Here is a 16,597-nt window from a genome sequence, read left to right as displayed (position 1 = left end):
GTCAGCTCTGGACGGCTCAGCCGAGTCGCACGCGAGGGTCGATCACCGCGTAGAGCATGTCGACGATGATGTTCATGGTGACGATGAAGAACGCCGCCAGCAGGACGGTGGCCATGACCAACGGGAGGTTCAGGTCCGAGACCGCCTGCGCGGCCTCGCGGCCGATGCCGTTGAGGCTGAAGACGCTCTCGGTGATGACCACGCCGCCGAGGTAGGCGCCCAGGTCGACACCGGCGATCGTGATGATCGGCGTGATCGCGGCCCGCAGCGCGTGGCGCCGGTTGACCACCCGGGGGACAGGCCCTTGGCCCGCGCCGTCCGGACGAAGTCCTCCTGCAGCGTCTCGATCATCTGGGCCCGCGACAACCGGGCGTACAGCGCCGAGTTGATCAGACCGAGCGTGATCCAGGGGAGCAGCATGCCACCCGCCCAGTCCAGGGGATCGGTGGTGATCGGCGTGTAGTGCGGGTTGGGCAGCAGGCCGGTCGAGTAGACGAGCAGGAGGAGCAGCACACCGCCGAGGGTGTAGGTCTGGGTGGAGGCGAAGCCCACGGAGGCGCCGATCGCGACCCGGTCGAAGACCGTGCCCTTCTTCAGCGCCGCCAGCATGCCGAGACCGATGCCGACGGTCAGGAAGACCACCATCGCGCCGGCCACGATGCTCACCGTCACCGGGAGCGACCGTTCGATGGTGTCGGTCACCGGCTCCTTGCTGCGGAACGAGTATCCGAGGCAGGGGGCGTCACACTCGCGGATGGTGCCGGCGTCGTCGATGGTACGGCCGACGAACACACCCTTGACGAAGTCGGTGTACTGCTTGGTGATCGGTTGATCGAGACCGAGGCTGTGCTCGACCTGTTCGATCCGCTCGGGGGAGCAGTTGCGCCCGCACATCACCCACGCGGGACTGGACGGCACCGCGAAGAACAGCAGGAAGGTGACGATCGAGATGGCCACCAGCGTGGTCGACGCCAGTAACAGGCGCTTGATCAGGAAGCGGAGCACGGTTCTCTACATTCCTCGTGACTGGCCACGACCGGTGGGATGACCGCGGGTTGCGCGATCACCCCACCGGCGTGGTTGGAGAGACTGTTACGGCTTGACGAACATGGAGTTGAGGGTCATGTGACCGTACGAGTCGCTCAGGTACGTCCCGCCGATCTTGGAACCCGTGATCTCGTAGTTCCCGATGTAGTACTGCGGGATCAGCGGCGCGTACTTCTCCATGATCAGCTTGTCCAGCGCGGCCCAGGCCGGAGCCGCCTCAGCGACCTTCAGGCCCTTGATGCGGTCGATCTCCTTGTTGACCTCGTCCTCGTTGAAGTACGCGAGGTTCTGGTTGCCCTTCTCACGGATGGTGCGGCCGTCGAGCAGAGCCGGGATGACGGTCGAGGCGGACGGCCAGTCGGCGCCCCAGCCACCACGGATCAGGTCGTACTGGTTGCCCTTGGTGCCGACGCTGTCGTAGTAGGTCGCGGGGTCGAGCGGGGTCAGAACCAGCTCGATACCGGCCTTGGCGTAGACCTCCTTGGCCTTCGCCGCCATCTGCTGCCGCACCGGGACGTTCGGGAACGCGTAGGTCAGCTTGACAGCCTGGCCGCCGAGCAGCTCCTTCGCCTTCTCCGGGTTACCGGTCTGGCCACCGTCGTAGGCGTTGAAGTTCTGGTAGCCCGCGATGGTCGGCGAGATGATGGTCGAGCCGAACTGGTCGACACCACCACGGACCTTGATGATCGCGTCACGGTCGACGGCGTAGTTGAGCGCCTGGCGCACCTTCAGGTCCTTGACCCGCTCGGTGTTGATCCAGGTGTACTCGACGTACTGCGAGGCGCCGGCCTTGACGCGCTCCTTGACCTTCGGGTCGCTGGTGGTCTTGGACAGCACCGCGGCGGGCACGTTCGCCCAGATGAACGCGGTCTGGTCCTCGGCGGCGTCGGCCACGATCCGGTTGGCGCCGGTCTCGGCGTCGATGCCGAACTCGACACGGATGCCGTCCGGGTACGCGTTACGGATCGGGTCGGTCGCCGGGTCCCAGTTGGGGTTGCGAACGAAGTCGATGAACTGGTCGTACGCGTGTTCCTTGATCATGTACGGACCCGAGGAGACCGGCTTGCGGTCGTAGTCGCCCTTGGTGTCCTTCGCCTTCGGGACCGGCGCCGAGGTGGGCATGGCCACCGCGAACGGGGTCTCACAGGCCGGCGCCGGGAACGTGAAGGTGATCACGTTGCCGTCTGCCTTCAGGCCGGGAACGTCCACGCCGGGGCTCTTGAACGGGCCCTTGTAGGTGGTGTTGTACTCCACCGCGCCGGTCAGCCACTGCTGGATGTAGGTCGGGCCCACACCCCAGTCCGGGTCGAACGAGCGCGAGATGCCGTAGACGACGTCGGCGCCGGTGATCGGCGTGCCGTCCTCGAACTTCAGGCCGTCCTTCAGGGTGTACTTCCACACCTTGCAGTCGCCGTTGACGTCCTCACCCGCGTTGGTCGCGAGGTCGCCGACCAGCTTCAGGTTGCCCTTGCCGTCCTCCTTGTACCCGGTCAGGGTACGGGCGAACTGGGTCGCCATGGACAGCGCGTCCGAGACGTAGATCTTCTGAGGGTCGAGGTGCTCGAACTCCGCCGCGTGGAGGAGCTTGACGACGCCACCCTTCGTGGCGCCCTCGACAGCCTTGGCCGGTCCCTGCGATTCCGCGGGGTCGGTTGCGATAGTGCCGGTCTGCACCACGTTCTGAGTGTTGCCGCCGCCGGGGGTTTCGTTCGTGGTCTCCGAACAACCGCTGGCAACAAGGGCAACCGCCAGAACGCCGACGGGCAGCGCTCCGAACTTGCGTCGCACTTAGGTTTCTCCTTCTCTCAACCGATACGTGCCTGGGCCACGCGACCCGCCGCGGCACGAGCGGAAGTACCGTTTTCAGTTGTGTTTCAGTTCCGGCCGGTCACTTCGACGACTTGGGATCGAGTGCGTCGCGAAGAGAGTCGCCCAGCAGGTTGAACGCGAGGACCGCGATGAAGACGGTAGTCGCGGGAATCAGGAAGTAGGCCCAGTCCGGGGTGCCCAGCCACTGCCGTCCGTAGTAGACCAGGCGGCCGAGGTCGGGCACGGGCTCCACGACACCGATGTTCAGGAACGACAGGGCGGCCTCGGCGGCGATGAAGCCGGGCAGCGCCAGAGAGAAGGAGACCAGGATCGGCGCCCAGATGTTCGGCAGGAGCTGCTTGAACAGGATGTGCGCGCTGCCGGCGCCGGCAGCCCGGGCGGCCTCCACGTACTCCCGCTCGCGCAGCGACAGGATCTGGCCGCGGACCAGGCGGGCCGTCGTCATCCAGCCGAAGAGCGAGAACACCCCGATGATCACCGTGATCCGGAACGAGCCGGGCACCTCTTCGCCCACGTCGTAGGCGGCGGTGTTGATGATCGGGATGATCGCCAGCGCGAAGACCAGGAACGGGAACGCCAGCATGAAGTCGGTGAACCAGGTGAGGCTCTGATCGACCCAGCCGCCGAAGTAGCCGGAGACGATGCCGAGCACGACGCCGAGCACGATCGAGATGATCGCGGACAGGAAGGCGATGATCAGAGACGTGCGCATGCCGAAGATCAGCTGCATGAACAGGTCACGGCCGATGCCGGCTTCCAGACCCAGCCAGTGCTCGCCACTGATGCCGCCCGCGTAACCGGTCGGCAGACCCTGGTAGTTCAGTTTGTCGCTGAAGCCCTCGGTCGCGGTGACCCCGTACAGCCGGGAGATCACCGGCGCCAGCAGGGCGACCACGATGAAGAACATGACGGTGATGAAGCTGGCGAACGCGGTCCGGTCCCGCTTGAGGCGGATCCACGCGAGCTGGCCCGGTGAGCGGCCGACGAATGCCTTCGCAGCCGTGTCGGGCTGGAGAACCGCTACCGCCGTGTCCTCGGTGCCTGGTGAGCGTGAGTCGGCGGTGGCCGGGGTGTTGCTCATGATGCGGTGTCTCCTCGTAGCGGACTTGATCGCGAAACGAACCTGTCACTCGCGGTGGCGAGGCGGGTCCTGCCCGGTCCCGGGCGGGTCGACTCGGCCCGTCGTCGTGACGGCGGGCGCTCGATGCGCTTCAGGATCGTCAGCATGCGGCCGGGGTCGATAGTTGGTTGTACCACGCACCAATCCCTCCCCCGATGACGCGCCCCACTGGCGCTATGTGAGCGGTATTCGTCTGCCGCGGTTCAGAAATTTATCCGAGATCCGCAGGCCGAGAAATGTGTTGACGCATCGATCCGGTAACGGAACGGGTTCGTTGCCATAAGGCCTAGGTCATATCGTGCTTCGAGTGCGTGGGTCATAAGAACCCATTTTGGGGGTAAAAACGTCATCTTCCATGCGGCGAAACGACCGGAGGGCTAAGAATGTCGGGTTTACCGCGCTTATGCGTTCTTGCAGTTGCGGAGAGTTACCGTCCCTGGTAAGGGGCGGGTATGACCTCACTGTTTCCCGGCGGTTTCCGATTTTGCACCCCCATCGGCGCGAACCGATGAACGTTCCGTAGTCACTACGAGCAACAAGATCGCGCATTTATCGTCGCCCTATAACGGTCGTCGCGATGCGTGTCGATCAGTGGTGCGGAGCGAGTCCGGCGAGAACTTCCGCCCCTAGCTCCGTCGCCACTCGAGGGTCGGCGTCGAGCCCGCCGATTCGCGGATCCCAGTTCGGTTCGTAGAACAGTTCGGTCGCGCCCGCTTCAGCGTACCTCTCCGCGCCCGCACGGATCTGCGCCCAGTCTCCGGACAGCGGCACCGTCTCGTCCCGCCGACCGGCCTGGACGACACCCCGAACCACGACACGCAGCGAATCCGGATCGCGGCCGGCCTCCTCCGCCGCCTCCCGGACGATCCGGACACCGCGCGCGATCTCCGGCAGCGTGGTCCGGCTGCCGCTGACCCAGCCCGCCGCGATCCGCCCGGCCCGGCGCAGCGCCGCGTCCGCCGTGCCGCCCAACAGCACCGGAGGGCCACCCGCCTGCGCCGGCGCCGGCAGCATCCGGCTCGGCGGCACCCGGTAGAAACGGCCGGCGAACTCCGACTCCTCGCCGCTGAACAGCACTTTCAGCGCATCCAGGTACTCCTCGGTGCGCGGGCCGCGCGGGCTCGGATCCGAACCCGTCGCCACGAACTCGGTCTCCGACCAGCCGGTCCCCAGCCCCAGGTCGAACCGCCCGCCGGACAGCCGGTCCAGCGAGCCCACCTGCTTGGCCAGGTAGGCCGGCGAGACATACGGCAGATTGATCACCGAGACGCCCAGCCGGATCCGGGACGTTGCGGCGGCCGCCCAGGTCAGCGCGACGATCGGATCCAGCACACTGTGATAGACCGGCGCGAGATCCTGACCGCGGCCCACGAGCAGCCGCTGAAACGCCCACAGCCCGTGATAGCCCAGCTCCTCGGCCTGCCGCGCGATCATCGTCAACGTCTCCGGCTGCGCCCATGCGCCCGACACCGGACAACCGAAACTGATCAGCATGAAAAGCAACCTAACCGCCGCGGGCCCCCGCCGTCCGCGGACCGCCCACCGCGCGGCGTATCTCACCCTCCGGCTCGCCCTCTCGATCCGCGCAACACCCGCCGCCGGCCCGGTCCGATCTGAAGCCGAGGTGATCCCGACCCGCCGGCGTTCGCCGTGAGCCGCGTCGAAGGCGGGGCGGTGCCGATCCGCGGAGCGTTCGCCGTGGGCCGCGTCGAAGGCCGGTCCGCTGTCCGTCGTGGGTTGCGGCAAGGGCGGGGTGGTCCCGGTTCGCGGAGCGTTCGCCGTCCGCCGATAGTTGCCGTTTGCGTATTATTTCGTACGATTCAGGAGGAAGTACTGCCGGACACCGCGACGGCGGCGCGGGGCACGGCCGACAAGGCGCCTCTCGGGCGGAAGCGCCTGGTCACCGGCGGTCGCGCGGCTGCCGGGTCAGGCGCCCGGATAGATTCGTGCCGGGGTGATCAGCACCGCCGCGCGCCGCTGCTCCACCATGGTCCGGTCGTAGGCGGGCCAGTCGTCGTGCGTCCCGCCGGCGGCCGTGAAGATCTCGCGCAGCAGCAGGCGCAGACTGTCTGGATCGAGCCAGGGCTGCGGATCGTCCGGCCCCGCCAGGAGCGCCCGGCCCTCGACCGTCGCGTAACGCCAGCCACTGCGGAACGCCACCGCGATCTGTGGCCGTTCCCGCAGGTTCCGCAGTTTCACCGCCCCGTAGGTGACGAACGCCAGCACCGGTGTCCCGTCGGCCGGGTGTCCGATGACGCCCGTGTTCACCAGCGTCGACTGCACGGTCTGGTCAGCCCGCACGGTCGACACGATGGCCAGCCCGGTCTCGTCCCGGCTCAGCCCCCACGCGTCCTCGAGCGCACCCACCCCACCACCCTATCCAGCCCCGGTGATCACTGAGGGGCCCGAGACCCCGAGCCGACCCGTTTCGTCGACGAATCGCTTACTCTCCGTGAGGGACGGCCTCGGCCCGGCGGACGCTGGTCGGCCGCGCCGGCCCGCCTGGCCGGCGTGGCTCGGCGTGACTCTGCGTAGGCCGTACTGAATCAGGCGTTTGCTCCTTCGAGGAAGAGCCGGCCCGCCTCGGCTGCCGGGACCGGCCGGGAGAAGTAGTAGCCCTGGGCGAAGCCGCATCCCATCTCACGCAGGGCGGCGAGCTGGCCGAACTCCTCGATGCCCTCGGCGACCGTCGCCATGCCGAGGCTCTTGCCGAGGCGGACGATGGTGTCGGTGAGCGCGGTGTCGTCGGCGATGATGCCGAGGCGCTCCACGAACGAGCGGTCGATCTTGAGGGTGTCCACGGGGAAGCGGCGCAGGTACGCGAGCGACGAGTACCCGGTTCCGAAGTCGTCGATGGCCAGGGTGAGACCCAGCGCCTTGAGCCGCAGCAGCTGCTCCAGGTTGGCGTCGGTGTCGGTCATCAGGACGCTCTCGGTCATCTCCAGGCACAGCCGGTCGGCGGGCATGCCCGTCTCGGTCAGCACCTGGGTGACCATCTCGGACAGGTCGGCCCGGTCGAACTGGCGGACCGAGACGTTGACGGACATCTTCGGCGGGTGGCCGTCGCCGGCGACGCCCCATTCGACCGCCTGCCGGCACGCCTCGTGCAGCACCCAGCGGCCCAGCGGCACGATCAGGCCGGTGGCCTCGGCGATCGGGATGAAGTCCAGCGGGTTGATCATGCCGCGGGTCGGGTGTGGCCAGCGGGCCAGCGCCTCGAAGCCGATCACCTCGCTGGTCGACAGGTCCACGGTGGGCTGGTAGTGCAGGCGCAGGTCGCCGTTCTCCAGGGCGGTGCGCAGGTCGGACTCCAGTTCCAGGCGGTCGACCAGGCCCTCGCGCAGGCGGGGGTGATAGCCGGAGAAGACGCCGCCGCCGGTCGCCTTGGCGTGGTGCATGGCCAGGTCGGCGTTGCGCATCAGCTGCTCGGCCCGGTCGCCCGGGCTGTCCTCGGCGCCGTTCGGCTCGGCGCTGTCCGGCTCGGTGGCCGGGATGGCCGAGGTGTCGGGGATGGCCGAGGTGTCGGGGAAGGCCGAGCCGGTGCCGGCCAGGCCGATGCTCGCGCGGACGTGGATCTGGCGCTCGCCGAACATCACCGGGGCGTCCAGGTCGTCGAGGATGCGCCGGGCCACCGGCTCGGCGCCGGTCTCGTCCTCGCCGAGCAGCAGCACGCCGAACTCGTCGGCGCCGAACCGGGCCACCAGGTCGCCGTCGCGGACGCAGCCGCGCAGCCGGTCGGCGACCTGCACCAGCAGCTGGTCGCCGGCCAGGTGGCCGAGGCTGTCGTTGATCCGTTTGAAGCCGTCGAGGTCCAGGTGCAGCACGGTCACGGAGCCGTCGGCGCGCAGCGCGGTCGCGGCCCGCTCCCGGAACAGCGCGCGGTTGCCCAGCCGGGTCAGCGAGTCGTGGTACGCCTCGTGCATCAGCTGTTCCTGCAGTTCCATGCGCTCGCTGATGTCCCGGGTGTTCAACACGAAGCCGGCCACGTGCGGGTCGTCCACCAGGTTCGTGATGATCACCTCGGAGGGGCGCTCGCTGCCGTTCACGTGGGTGTGCACGACCTCGAGCGTCACGTCGGCGAACGGGCGGGCGGCGACCTGGCGCATCGCCTGGGCCAGCCGGTGCGCCACCTCGGCGTCGACCAGGTCGGTGTAGCGGTGGCCGACGAACGCCTCCGGCGGGTAGCCGAAGACCCGGCGCACCGACTCGCTCTGATAGCGGATCACGCCGTCCGCGTCGATCACGGTGACGACGTCCGAGCTGTGCCGGATGAGCGCCTCGAACCACTGCTCGCGCCCGTGCAACTCGACGGTGCGCTCGGCGACGCGGCTCTCCAGCGTGCGGGTCAGGCCCCGGTTCTCCAGCTGGGTGAGCAGTTGGCGGCCCACGATCAGCAGGATCAGGAATGACCGGGTGTAGTTGATGAACGGGTGGCTGTGCCCGGTCTGCACGTGGAACATCACGCTCGAGCCGAGAGCCGCCAGCACCGCGATGTACGGCACCAGGACCGCGGTGTGCCAGATGCCGGGCGGCAGGTCCAGTGGTCTGGCGTCCCGTTCCCGGGGGCGGAGCGCGCCCATCAGGATCAGGCCGTAGGCGGCCAGCGACGGCAGGTGCACGAGCGGGGCGGTGCTGAAGTCGCCGATCAGCTCCAGGTAGACGTGGCCGATGTCGGTGACCGCGAAGGCGACCATGCCGGTGCCGAAGAACGCCAGGTCGGCGCCGCAGCCGTGATGCCGGCGCTGCCTCGGCAGCATGTACGCCAGGATGGTGGCGAGCACGATGTCGGTCAGCGGGAAGACCAGCGTGAAGTAGAACCCCGCGTCGTGTGTGCCGTCCCGCAGGCGCGGGTCCATCACGAAGATCCACGCGACCAGGACCAGTGACGCCGCGATCAGCAGCCCGTCGAGCACGCTGCGGAGCCGGTTGACCAGGGGCTGGGAGGCGCTCGGCAGGGTCAGCACCCCGGCCGGGATCAGCACCGTGAGCCCGATCAGGCCGGCCGGGCCGAGCAGCGGGAACAGGTCGCCGGAGACCCCGGGGAGCGGCCACCGGGTGAACCAGCCGAACTGGCCGAGGCCCCACAGGAACACTCCGGCCGCGAGCAGCGCCCACCCCCAGCGGGCCCGTCCGGTGAAGCCGCGGGACCGCCACAGGCAGCCGGCGGCCGCGGCCGTGGACATCCCGAGCAGGCCCCAGGCGGTCACCACCCGGGCCGTTGCGGGTCCGCCCGTGGCCACCAGCGCGATGAGGATGGCGAGGACGGCGCCCACCGCGACGCTGTTGCGGGCCCATCGGCTCGCCACGCGCGGGCTGGGAGCTGTCGTGTCGACTGCCATCCGCTCGCCCCTTTCCGGTTCGTCACCTCTGTCGAGGTGGTGATGACCGGGATCATCGGGACGGTGCGGGCGGTCCTGAGAAGTTCCTGACGATCAGTTACCGACCAGGCCGTCCTCGTAGGCGACGATCACGAGCTGCACCCGGTCGCGGACGCCGAGCTTGGCGATCGCCCGGGTGACGTGGGTCTTCGCGGTGAGCGGACTGATCACCAGCTGTGCCGCGATCTCGTCGTTGGACAGCCCGGTCGCGACCAGGCGGACCACCTCCCGCTCGCGTTCGGTGAGCACGGACAGCCGTTGCCCGCCGGGGCGCCCGGCCGCCGGGACCGGACGGTGCGCGAACTGGCCGACGACACGGCGGGTCACGCTGGGCGAGAGCAGGGCGTCGCCTCCGGCCACCACCCGGACCGCGGCGCGCAGCCCGTCCGGGTCGATCTCCTTGGTCAGGAAGCCGCTCGCCCCGGCGGCGAGGGCGGCGAACACGTACTCGTCGGTCTCGAACGTGGTCAGGATGATGATCTTCGCCGGCTGGGCGGCGAGGATCGTGCGGGTGGCCGTGATGCCGTCCATGCCGGGCATCCGGATGTCCATCAGGATGACGTCCGGCCGCAGCTCCCGGGCCGCACGCACCGCCTCGTCGCCGGTGGACGCCTCGCCCACCACCGACAGGTCCCGGCCACGGCGCAGCAGACTGCGGAATCCGGCCCGGACCAGGTGCTGGTCGTCGGCGAGGAGAACGGTGATCGGCATGCTCACTCCGTGATCGGGATGCTGGCTCGTACCGTGAAACCGGTCCGGCCCGGGCCCGCGGTGAGCGCGCCGCCGAGCGCGGCCACCCGCTCCCGCATCCCGGCGATGCCGTGGCCGTCGCTCATCCCGGCGCCGCCGGTCCCGTTGTCCTGGACGTCGACGAGCACGCTGTCCGGCGCGTAGCGGATCGTCACCACCACCCGGCCGGCCCCGGCGTGCCGGACCGTGTTGGTCAGCGACTCCTGCACCACCCGGTAGACGGCGGCGGCGACCGGGGCCGGCACCGGGACCGGGTCGCCGAACTCGTTGAACGACACCTCCAGCCCGGCCTCCCGGACCTGGTCGAGCAGCCGGTCGAGGCCCTCGAGAGCCGGCAACTCGCCCTCCCGCAGCACACCGACAAGCGCTTTCAGGTCGGTCATCGCCCGGCCCCGGACCTGCTGGGCCAGCCGCAGCGACTCCCTGGCCTCCTCCGGCTCGGCGTCGAAGGCGTCCAGGGCCACGTTCAGGTGCACGCCGACGACGGCGAGCGTGTGCGAGACCACGTCGTGCAGGTCACGGGCGATCGCCACCCGCTCCTCGGCCCGCCGCCGGTGGACCTCGAGCTCGAGACGCCCGGCGACCTCGGCCCGCCAGCGCAGTGTGTTGCGGTACGCGGTGGCACCGGCCAGAGCGGTGGCCACCCACAGCGCCTCCCCGCCGAGATGGGCGAGCACCCAGTTCCCGGTGTGCGGGTAGACGAAGGTGTCCCAGTTCAGGCCCCAGACGAGCATGAACCCCGAGGCGATCACGGCGGTACGGAGGCGCCCGGCCAGGGTGAGCGCCACCAGGGCTGCGGTCGCCGGCCACACCCAGCCGGCCTCGATCAGGTGCGCCATGCGCCAGGCGGCGACGGTCGAGAACGTCAGGATCAGCACGGCCAGGGGCCACCGGCGTACGGCCGACACCATGAGGGCCAGGGCGCCGGCGAGTGTGGAGACCAGGACGGTCGGGCCGAGCCCGCCGGTGAGAGCGAGCCCGGTCGGCACACCCACGAGGGTCAGCACGGCGGCGGTACGGGTGAGGTTCTTCGTCATGCCGGGGACGCTATTTTCGCGGGGCGGCCCGTCGCGTCGTACCGGAGTTGTCACTCGCATCGACGCCTCCCGAGTACCGCGTACACCCTTCGATGTAGCTTCTCAGGATTCCCCGGCCGCCTCGCGACGGGCTTTGGCGCGCCGTTTGCCCTCGTGCATGGCCTGGACCCGGGCGACCGGGATGGTGTGGCCCTCGGCGACCAGCCCGGCGTCGAGCTCCTGCGGCCCGGGCATGGCCGCCGCCCACGGGTCGCCGTCGCCGAGCAGCCCCGGCGCTGTGCGGATGGTGAAGTCGGCCGGTGCGACCTGATCGAGATCGGACCAGGCGACAGGGAACGACACCGGGGCTCCGGGCCGGATCCGGGGGCTGTAGACCGCCGCCACGGTCGCCCCGCCGGCCCGGGTCGCGTCCAGGAACACCCGGCCGTGCCGGTCCTCGCGGATGAACGCGGTGGTCGCCAGCTCCGGGTCGATGCGCTCGGCGCGGGCGGCCACCGCACGCTGGGCGGCCGCCACGTCCTCGACCGCGGGCTCGCCGGCCAGCGGGACGAAGACGTGCACGCCCTTCGAGCCGCTGGTCTTGACCGCGCCGGACATCCCCGCGCCGGCCAGCGCCTCCCGCACCAGCCGGGCCGCGGCCACGGCGGCGCCGAACCCGCCGCCCTCCGGCGGATCCAGGTCCATGATCAGGTGAGTGGGGTGCGGCGAGCCGGCGGTCATCAGGGCCGGGTGGTACTCGACGGCTCGCTGATTGCCCAGCCAGAACAGCGTGCGGCGGTCGTTGGCCAGCGCGTACGTCACCTCGCGATGGGACGCCTCGGCCCACACCGAGGTCCGCGGCACCCAGTCCGGGGTGTATTTCGGCAGGTTCTTCTGCATGAACCGCTCCTGGCCACGCAGCACCCGGACCACCGACAGCGGGCGGTCCCGCAGGACGGGGAGGAACCTGTCGGCCACCGCGTCCAGATAGTCCACCAGGTCTCGCTTGGTGACACCGGCGCCAGGGAACAGCTCCTGATCCAGATTGGTCAGCGGTACGCCGTCGCGCTCCTCACCCATCCGCTCATCGTGCCCGATCCGGGCCCGATCCGCCCGCCCTCAGGCCTGCCTGATGAACTGCTTGGCCGCGGCGGCCAGCGCGCTCTGCAGCGCCTCCTTGTCGGCCGGCGTGGAGTCGGAGGTGGAGAAGGCGCCGAGGGCCGCGTTCGCCGCGTTCTGCCACGGCTGGGAGCAGGCCGAGCCGTGGGCGCAGGACGGGACGGCCACGCCGGACTTCCAGTCGGCGGCGGCGGACAGCTGGTAGTCGGAGAACCCGGTGGTCGGCGCGTCGGTGCGGGCCGGGATCGAGCCCTTCTGCGCGCTGAACGCCTGCTGCCCCTCCGGTGACGCGACCGTCTGCAGCCAGCAGGCGCCGCCGGACGGATTGGCCGCCCCGGTGGTGAGCGTGAACGAGTCGGCGAGCCACTGGAACGCCTTGCCGTTGCCGGGGAAGGGGAACGAGTCGTACCCGCTGAAGTTGGCGGCCTCCAGCTCCGCCGCGACCCAGTCGCCCATCAGCTGGTAGCCGGCCTTGCCGTCGGCGAGCAGCCGGGTCGCCTGCGGCCAGTCGAGCGAGTCGCGGTCGGCGTTGCTGAAGTCGAGGAGGGTGGCGTAGTCGTCGATCGCCGCGCGGACGGCCTTGCCGTCCCACTTGGTGGCACCGGTGAACAGGCCGGTGAACCGCTTCGGCCCCAGGTCGCTGATCAGCACCGACTCCAGCAGCATCAGCTGGGTCCAGTCCCGGCCGAGCGCGAGCGGGGACTCCACACCGTCCCGGCGCAGCCGCCCGAGATTGCCGAGGAGCTCCTTCAGCGTCTTCGGAGCGGTGAGGATGTCGGACTCGGCGAGCACCTGGTCGTTGGTCCACACCACGTTCGCCCGGTGCACGCCGACCGGGACCGACCAGAGCTTGCCGTTGACCGTGATCGTCTCGATCAGCCCGGCCGGCAGCGCGCCGGTCAGACCCCACGACGAGAACTCGGCGGTCAGGTCCTTGATCTGGCCCGCGTCGATGTGGTCGAGCAGCTCGGCGCCGGCGTGCACCTGGAAGGTGTCCGGCGGGTCGTTCTGCTGCAGCCTCGCGTTGAGGACCTGCTTGGCGTTGACGCCGGCGCCGCCGGGCACCGCGCCGCTGGAGAGCTCCTGGCCGGGGCAGGCGGTGGTGAACCGGCTGACCAGCGCGTCCAGACCGGCCTTCTCGCCGCCCTCGGCCCACCATGTGAAGACCTCGACCTGTGTGGCCGTGGAGTCGTCGTCCTCCCCGGTCCCGCAGGCGGACGCCACCAGCAGAGCGGCGGCGCCGACGACGGCCGCCAGGGCGCGTCGTGTGGAGCGCATGGTGTTCCCCCATCATCCAAACTCGTCGTTGTCACGAGGACAATCGGAAGTACCGTGCCGCTTCGCGCTCAAAGGTGTCAACTCGTGATCTATCGACGCTTCACCATGCGATACGACTCATGGATCTTGAGCTGGGCAGATGTCACGGGATGGTGGCGCAGCTGTGCTGAATGTAACTCACGGTTAGTGGGCTGAGGGGGTGTGGTCCCAGTTCAGCTGTGTGTCGGCGAAATGAGCGGCCATCAAACCGTCACTGAAAGTGAGTTGAGCCTTTGACCTAATTCCTCCGGGGTACGTCAAACGGGCCATAGCTCGCGGTCTATCCGATTCGTCACAATCGGAGCATGACCACACCGGGCGACATCGCACTGCTGATCGTTCTGGCCGCCGCCCTCATGGCCTGCGCCGGGTACGCCGCCGGACGCCTCCATCAACGCCGGCAGAGCGGCCCCGACCTCCGGGACGCGTACAAGACCGGCTACGACGCGGCCACCCGCAGCGTCTTCAGCATGGCGGCCCGGGCCGCCGGCAAGAAGCCGGACGAGCCGGAGACGCCGGACGTGCCCGGCCAGCGGGAGGGGCGCCACGCCGTGCCCGAGGAGTTGGTGCGGGCCAAGACCTACCGGCTGCCGCTCGACCGGGTGGCCAGGGCCAAGGTCCCGCGACAGACCGAGGCCGTCGACGAGCCCGCGAAGCCGGACGCCGACACCCGGACGGCCTCGTGACGGCTCTCAGCCCTTCTGCTGGGCCGCCTCGACCGCCTCGCGCAGCCCCCGGGCGGCCAGGCGGTCGGCCCGCTCGTTCTCCGGGTGCCCGGCGTGCCCCTTCACCCAGTGCCAGGAGACGTCGTGCCGCCGGACCGCCTCGTCGAGACGTTTCCACAGGTCGACATTCTTCACCGGCTGCCGGGCCGAGGTCATCCAGCCGTTCCGCTTCCAGTTGTGCATGTACTGCGTGATGCCGTTGCGCACGTAGACACTGTCGGTGTAGATCTCCACCGTGAGCGGCGCCCGGTTCAGCGCCTCCAGAGCCCGGATCGGCGCCATCAGCTCCATCCGGTTGTTGGTGGTCGACGTCGCCTCGCCGCCGCAGAGATCCTTCTCCGCTCTGCCCCAGCGCAGCACCGCGCCCCAGCCGCCCGGCCCGGGATTGGGCGCGCACGCCCCGTCGGTGTAGATCTGCACGACGCTCATACCCGGAGACGATAGAGCCCGACCCCGGTAGGAGGTTTTCACCGGCCCGGCGGGGGACTGTGGGACAAGCCATCGGCGCGCACCACCCGGCCGGGGGCTCCAGCGGCTCACCGTATGGTGTCGGTGGCGGACGGATCGCAGATGGGCGGGACTCATGAGTGGTGGCGACGCGGCCGCGGTCGAGGTGCGAGACGTCGTGGTGCGGTATGGCGACACCACAGCCGTCGATCGGGTGTCCCTGACCCTGCCCCGCGGGCGGGTGCTCGCCCTGCTCGGGCACAACGGCGCCGGCAAGACCAGCCTGCTCCAGATCTGCGAGGGCTTCCGCCGGCCCGATGACGGGCGGGCGCGGGTGCTCGGGCTCGACCCGGTCGGCGACCACGACGAGCTGATGCCCCGGCTCGGGATCATGCTGCAGTCCGGCGGTGTCTACCCGTGGGCGACGGCCGGCGAGATCCTGCGGCTGTTCGCGTCGTTCGCGGCGACCCCGCTCGACACCGACATGCTGCTCGACCGGCTCGGGCTGCGGAAATTCGAGCGGACCCGGTTCCGCCGGCTGTCCGGCGGCGAGCAGCAGCGTCTCAGCCTCGCGATCGCCCTGGTCGGCCGGCCCGAGCTGGTCTTCCTCGACGAGCCGACCGCCGGCATGGACACCGAGGCCCGCCACACCACCTGGCAGCTGATCGAGGAGCTCCGGGCCGACGGCGTTTCGGTGCTGCTCACCACCCACCTGCTCGACGAGGCGGAGCGCCTCGCCGACGACGTGGTGATCATGCGGTCCGGCACGGTCGCGGCCACCGGCACCCCGGCCGAGCTGACCTCGGCCGCCGCCGTCGACGTGCTGGAGGTGCGCGCCGATCCCGGTCTCGACCTGACCGGGCTGCGCCAGGGGCGTACGGTCGCGGAGCCCGCCCCCGGGCAGTACACGATCTCCGGCGGCCTCGACACCGCCGGGCTGGTCGAGGTGCTGGCCTGGTTCGCCGCCGCCGGCGCCGACGTGACCGCGATCAACACCCGCCGCCGCACCCTCGAGGACGTCTACCTCTCCCTGACCACCACCCCGACTCCGGTGGGAGCCGTCCAGTGAGCACCTTCGCCCCCGCCCCCGGCCGGGCCCCGATGCGCACCATCCTCGCCAGGCAGATCCGGATGGAGCTGCTGCTGACCGCCCGTCGCGGCGAGGCCGTCGTGCTGGCCATGGGCGTGCCGCTGCTCGTGCTGCTCGGCGCCGGCCTGTTCGACGTCACCAACCTGCCGACCGACGACCGGCTCGGCTGGGTGGTCCCGGGCGTGCTGGCGCTCACCGTCATGTCGACCGCGTTCACCGGGCAGGCCATCACCACCGGATACGAGCGCAGTTACGGCGTACTGAAAAGGCTCGGCGCCTCTCCGCTGACCCGGCCCGGTCTGCTGCTCGCCAAGACCGCCGCCGTCCTGGTCCAGATCGCCGTGCAGGTGGCGGTGCTGGCGCTGGTCGGTCTCGCGGTGGGCTGGCGGCCGGAGGCCGGAGCCCTGCTGCCGGCCGTCGGGGTGACCGTGCTCGCCGCCGCCGGCTACAGCGGACTGGCCCTGTTGCTGGCCAGCGTGCTGAAGCCGGAGACCACGACCGGCGCGGCCACGCTGATCTATGTGGTGATGCTGTCGGTCGGCGGGATCATGTTCGGCGCGCCGGACCTCGGCGTGGCCGGGTGGTTCCTGCTGCCGCTGGCGGCGCACGCCGAGGCGCTGCGGGAGACGCTCATGCACGGCGGTTCGGTGCCGCTCGGCATCTGGCTCGCGCTGGGCACGTGGGCGGTGGTCTGGCTGACCGCCGCCGCCCGCAACTTCAAATGGGAGTGACAGGCGTGTCCATCGATCGGTTGACAG

Annotated in this window: 15 protein-coding genes; 3 read left to right on the top strand and 12 right to left on the bottom strand. The window is 70.0% G+C overall.

Annotation, left to right across the window (positions count from 1 at the left end; translation table 11 throughout):
* Positions 1-16: 16 nt before the first annotated feature.
* From ACQPZW_RS41235 to ACQPZW_RS41185, 11 genes are all read right to left on the bottom strand, one after another.
* On the bottom strand, positions 17-223 hold the full coding sequence (locus ACQPZW_RS41235; protein ID WP_433797765.1) for an ABC transporter permease subunit: 207 nt from the start codon (positions 221-223) through the stop codon (positions 17-19).
* The gene (locus tag ACQPZW_RS41230; protein ID WP_433791474.1) at positions 130-1,005 is read right to left on the bottom strand and encodes an ABC transporter permease; all 876 of its coding nucleotides are present in this window, start codon (positions 1,003-1,005) and stop codon (positions 130-132) included. The genes ACQPZW_RS41235 and ACQPZW_RS41230 overlap by 94 nt, the downstream gene beginning before the upstream one ends.
* An 87-nt stretch (positions 1,006-1,092) precedes the next feature.
* Positions 1,093-2,724, bottom strand: a complete 1,632-nt coding sequence (locus ACQPZW_RS41225) for an ABC transporter substrate-binding protein (protein ID WP_433791473.1) — start codon at positions 2,722-2,724, stop codon at positions 1,093-1,095.
* Positions 2,725-2,935: 211 nt separating this feature from the next.
* Positions 2,936-3,958: an ABC transporter permease gene (locus tag ACQPZW_RS41220; protein ID WP_433791472.1), complete on the bottom strand. Its 1,023-nt coding sequence runs from the start codon at positions 3,956-3,958 to the stop codon at positions 2,936-2,938.
* A 627-nt stretch (positions 3,959-4,585) separates the two neighbouring features.
* On the bottom strand, positions 4,586-5,491 hold the full coding sequence (locus ACQPZW_RS41215; RefSeq protein ID WP_433791471.1) for a TIGR03619 family F420-dependent LLM class oxidoreductase: 906 nt from the start codon (positions 5,489-5,491) through the stop codon (positions 4,586-4,588).
* Between the two features lie 432 nt (positions 5,492-5,923).
* Complete coding sequence (locus ACQPZW_RS41210; protein ID WP_433791470.1) at positions 5,924-6,364, bottom strand: TIGR03618 family F420-dependent PPOX class oxidoreductase; 441 nt, start codon at positions 6,362-6,364, stop codon at positions 5,924-5,926.
* A gap of 179 nt (positions 6,365-6,543) precedes the next feature.
* Positions 6,544-9,336, bottom strand: coding sequence for an EAL domain-containing protein (locus ACQPZW_RS41205; protein ID WP_433791469.1), 2,793 nt, complete (start codon positions 9,334-9,336; stop codon positions 6,544-6,546).
* Between the two features lie 93 nt (positions 9,337-9,429).
* The gene (locus ACQPZW_RS41200) at positions 9,430-10,086 is read right to left on the bottom strand and encodes a response regulator (RefSeq protein ID WP_433791468.1); all 657 of its coding nucleotides are present in this window, start codon (positions 10,084-10,086) and stop codon (positions 9,430-9,432) included.
* A gap of 2 nt (positions 10,087-10,088) precedes the next feature.
* Entirely contained in the window at positions 10,089-11,162 is a 1,074-nt protein-coding gene (locus tag ACQPZW_RS41195; protein WP_433791467.1) for a sensor histidine kinase, read from the bottom strand.
* A 102-nt stretch (positions 11,163-11,264) separates the two neighbouring features.
* Positions 11,265-12,221, bottom strand: a complete 957-nt coding sequence (locus ACQPZW_RS41190) for a DNA polymerase domain-containing protein (protein WP_433791466.1) — start codon at positions 12,219-12,221, stop codon at positions 11,265-11,267.
* A gap of 39 nt (positions 12,222-12,260) precedes the next feature.
* A complete protein-coding gene (locus ACQPZW_RS41185; RefSeq protein ID WP_433791465.1) occupies positions 12,261-13,538 on the bottom strand; it encodes an ABC transporter substrate-binding protein in 1,278 nt (425 codons plus the stop codon).
* Between the two features lie 344 nt (positions 13,539-13,882).
* Between ACQPZW_RS41185 and ACQPZW_RS41180 the strand changes: the two genes are divergently transcribed.
* Complete coding sequence (locus tag ACQPZW_RS41180; RefSeq protein ID WP_433791464.1) at positions 13,883-14,263, top strand: hypothetical protein; 381 nt, start codon at positions 13,883-13,885, stop codon at positions 14,261-14,263.
* A gap of 6 nt (positions 14,264-14,269) precedes the next feature.
* On the opposite strand, the gene rnhA is transcribed toward ACQPZW_RS41180, so the two are convergent.
* Complete coding sequence (rnhA, locus tag ACQPZW_RS41175; protein ID WP_433791463.1) at positions 14,270-14,731, bottom strand: ribonuclease HI; 462 nt, start codon at positions 14,729-14,731, stop codon at positions 14,270-14,272.
* Between the two features lie 154 nt (positions 14,732-14,885).
* Here rnhA and ACQPZW_RS41170 point away from each other — a divergent pair, with 154 nt between their 5' ends.
* Both ACQPZW_RS41170 and ACQPZW_RS41165 read left to right on the top strand, forming a co-directional pair.
* Positions 14,886-15,818, top strand: a complete 933-nt coding sequence (locus ACQPZW_RS41170) for an ABC transporter ATP-binding protein (protein ID WP_433791462.1) — start codon at positions 14,886-14,888, stop codon at positions 15,816-15,818.
* The gene (locus ACQPZW_RS41165) at positions 15,815-16,570 is read left to right on the top strand and encodes an ABC transporter permease (protein ID WP_433791461.1); all 756 of its coding nucleotides are present in this window, start codon (positions 15,815-15,817) and stop codon (positions 16,568-16,570) included. Before ACQPZW_RS41170 ends, ACQPZW_RS41165 begins: the two co-directional genes overlap by 4 nt.
* Positions 16,571-16,597: the final 27 nt, after the last annotated feature.

The organism is Actinoplanes sp. CA-252034 (assembly GCF_050956125.1).
Taxonomy (GTDB): domain Bacteria; phylum Actinomycetota; class Actinomycetes; order Mycobacteriales; family Micromonosporaceae; genus Actinoplanes.
This window is presented reverse-complemented; position numbering and strand designations above follow the sequence as displayed.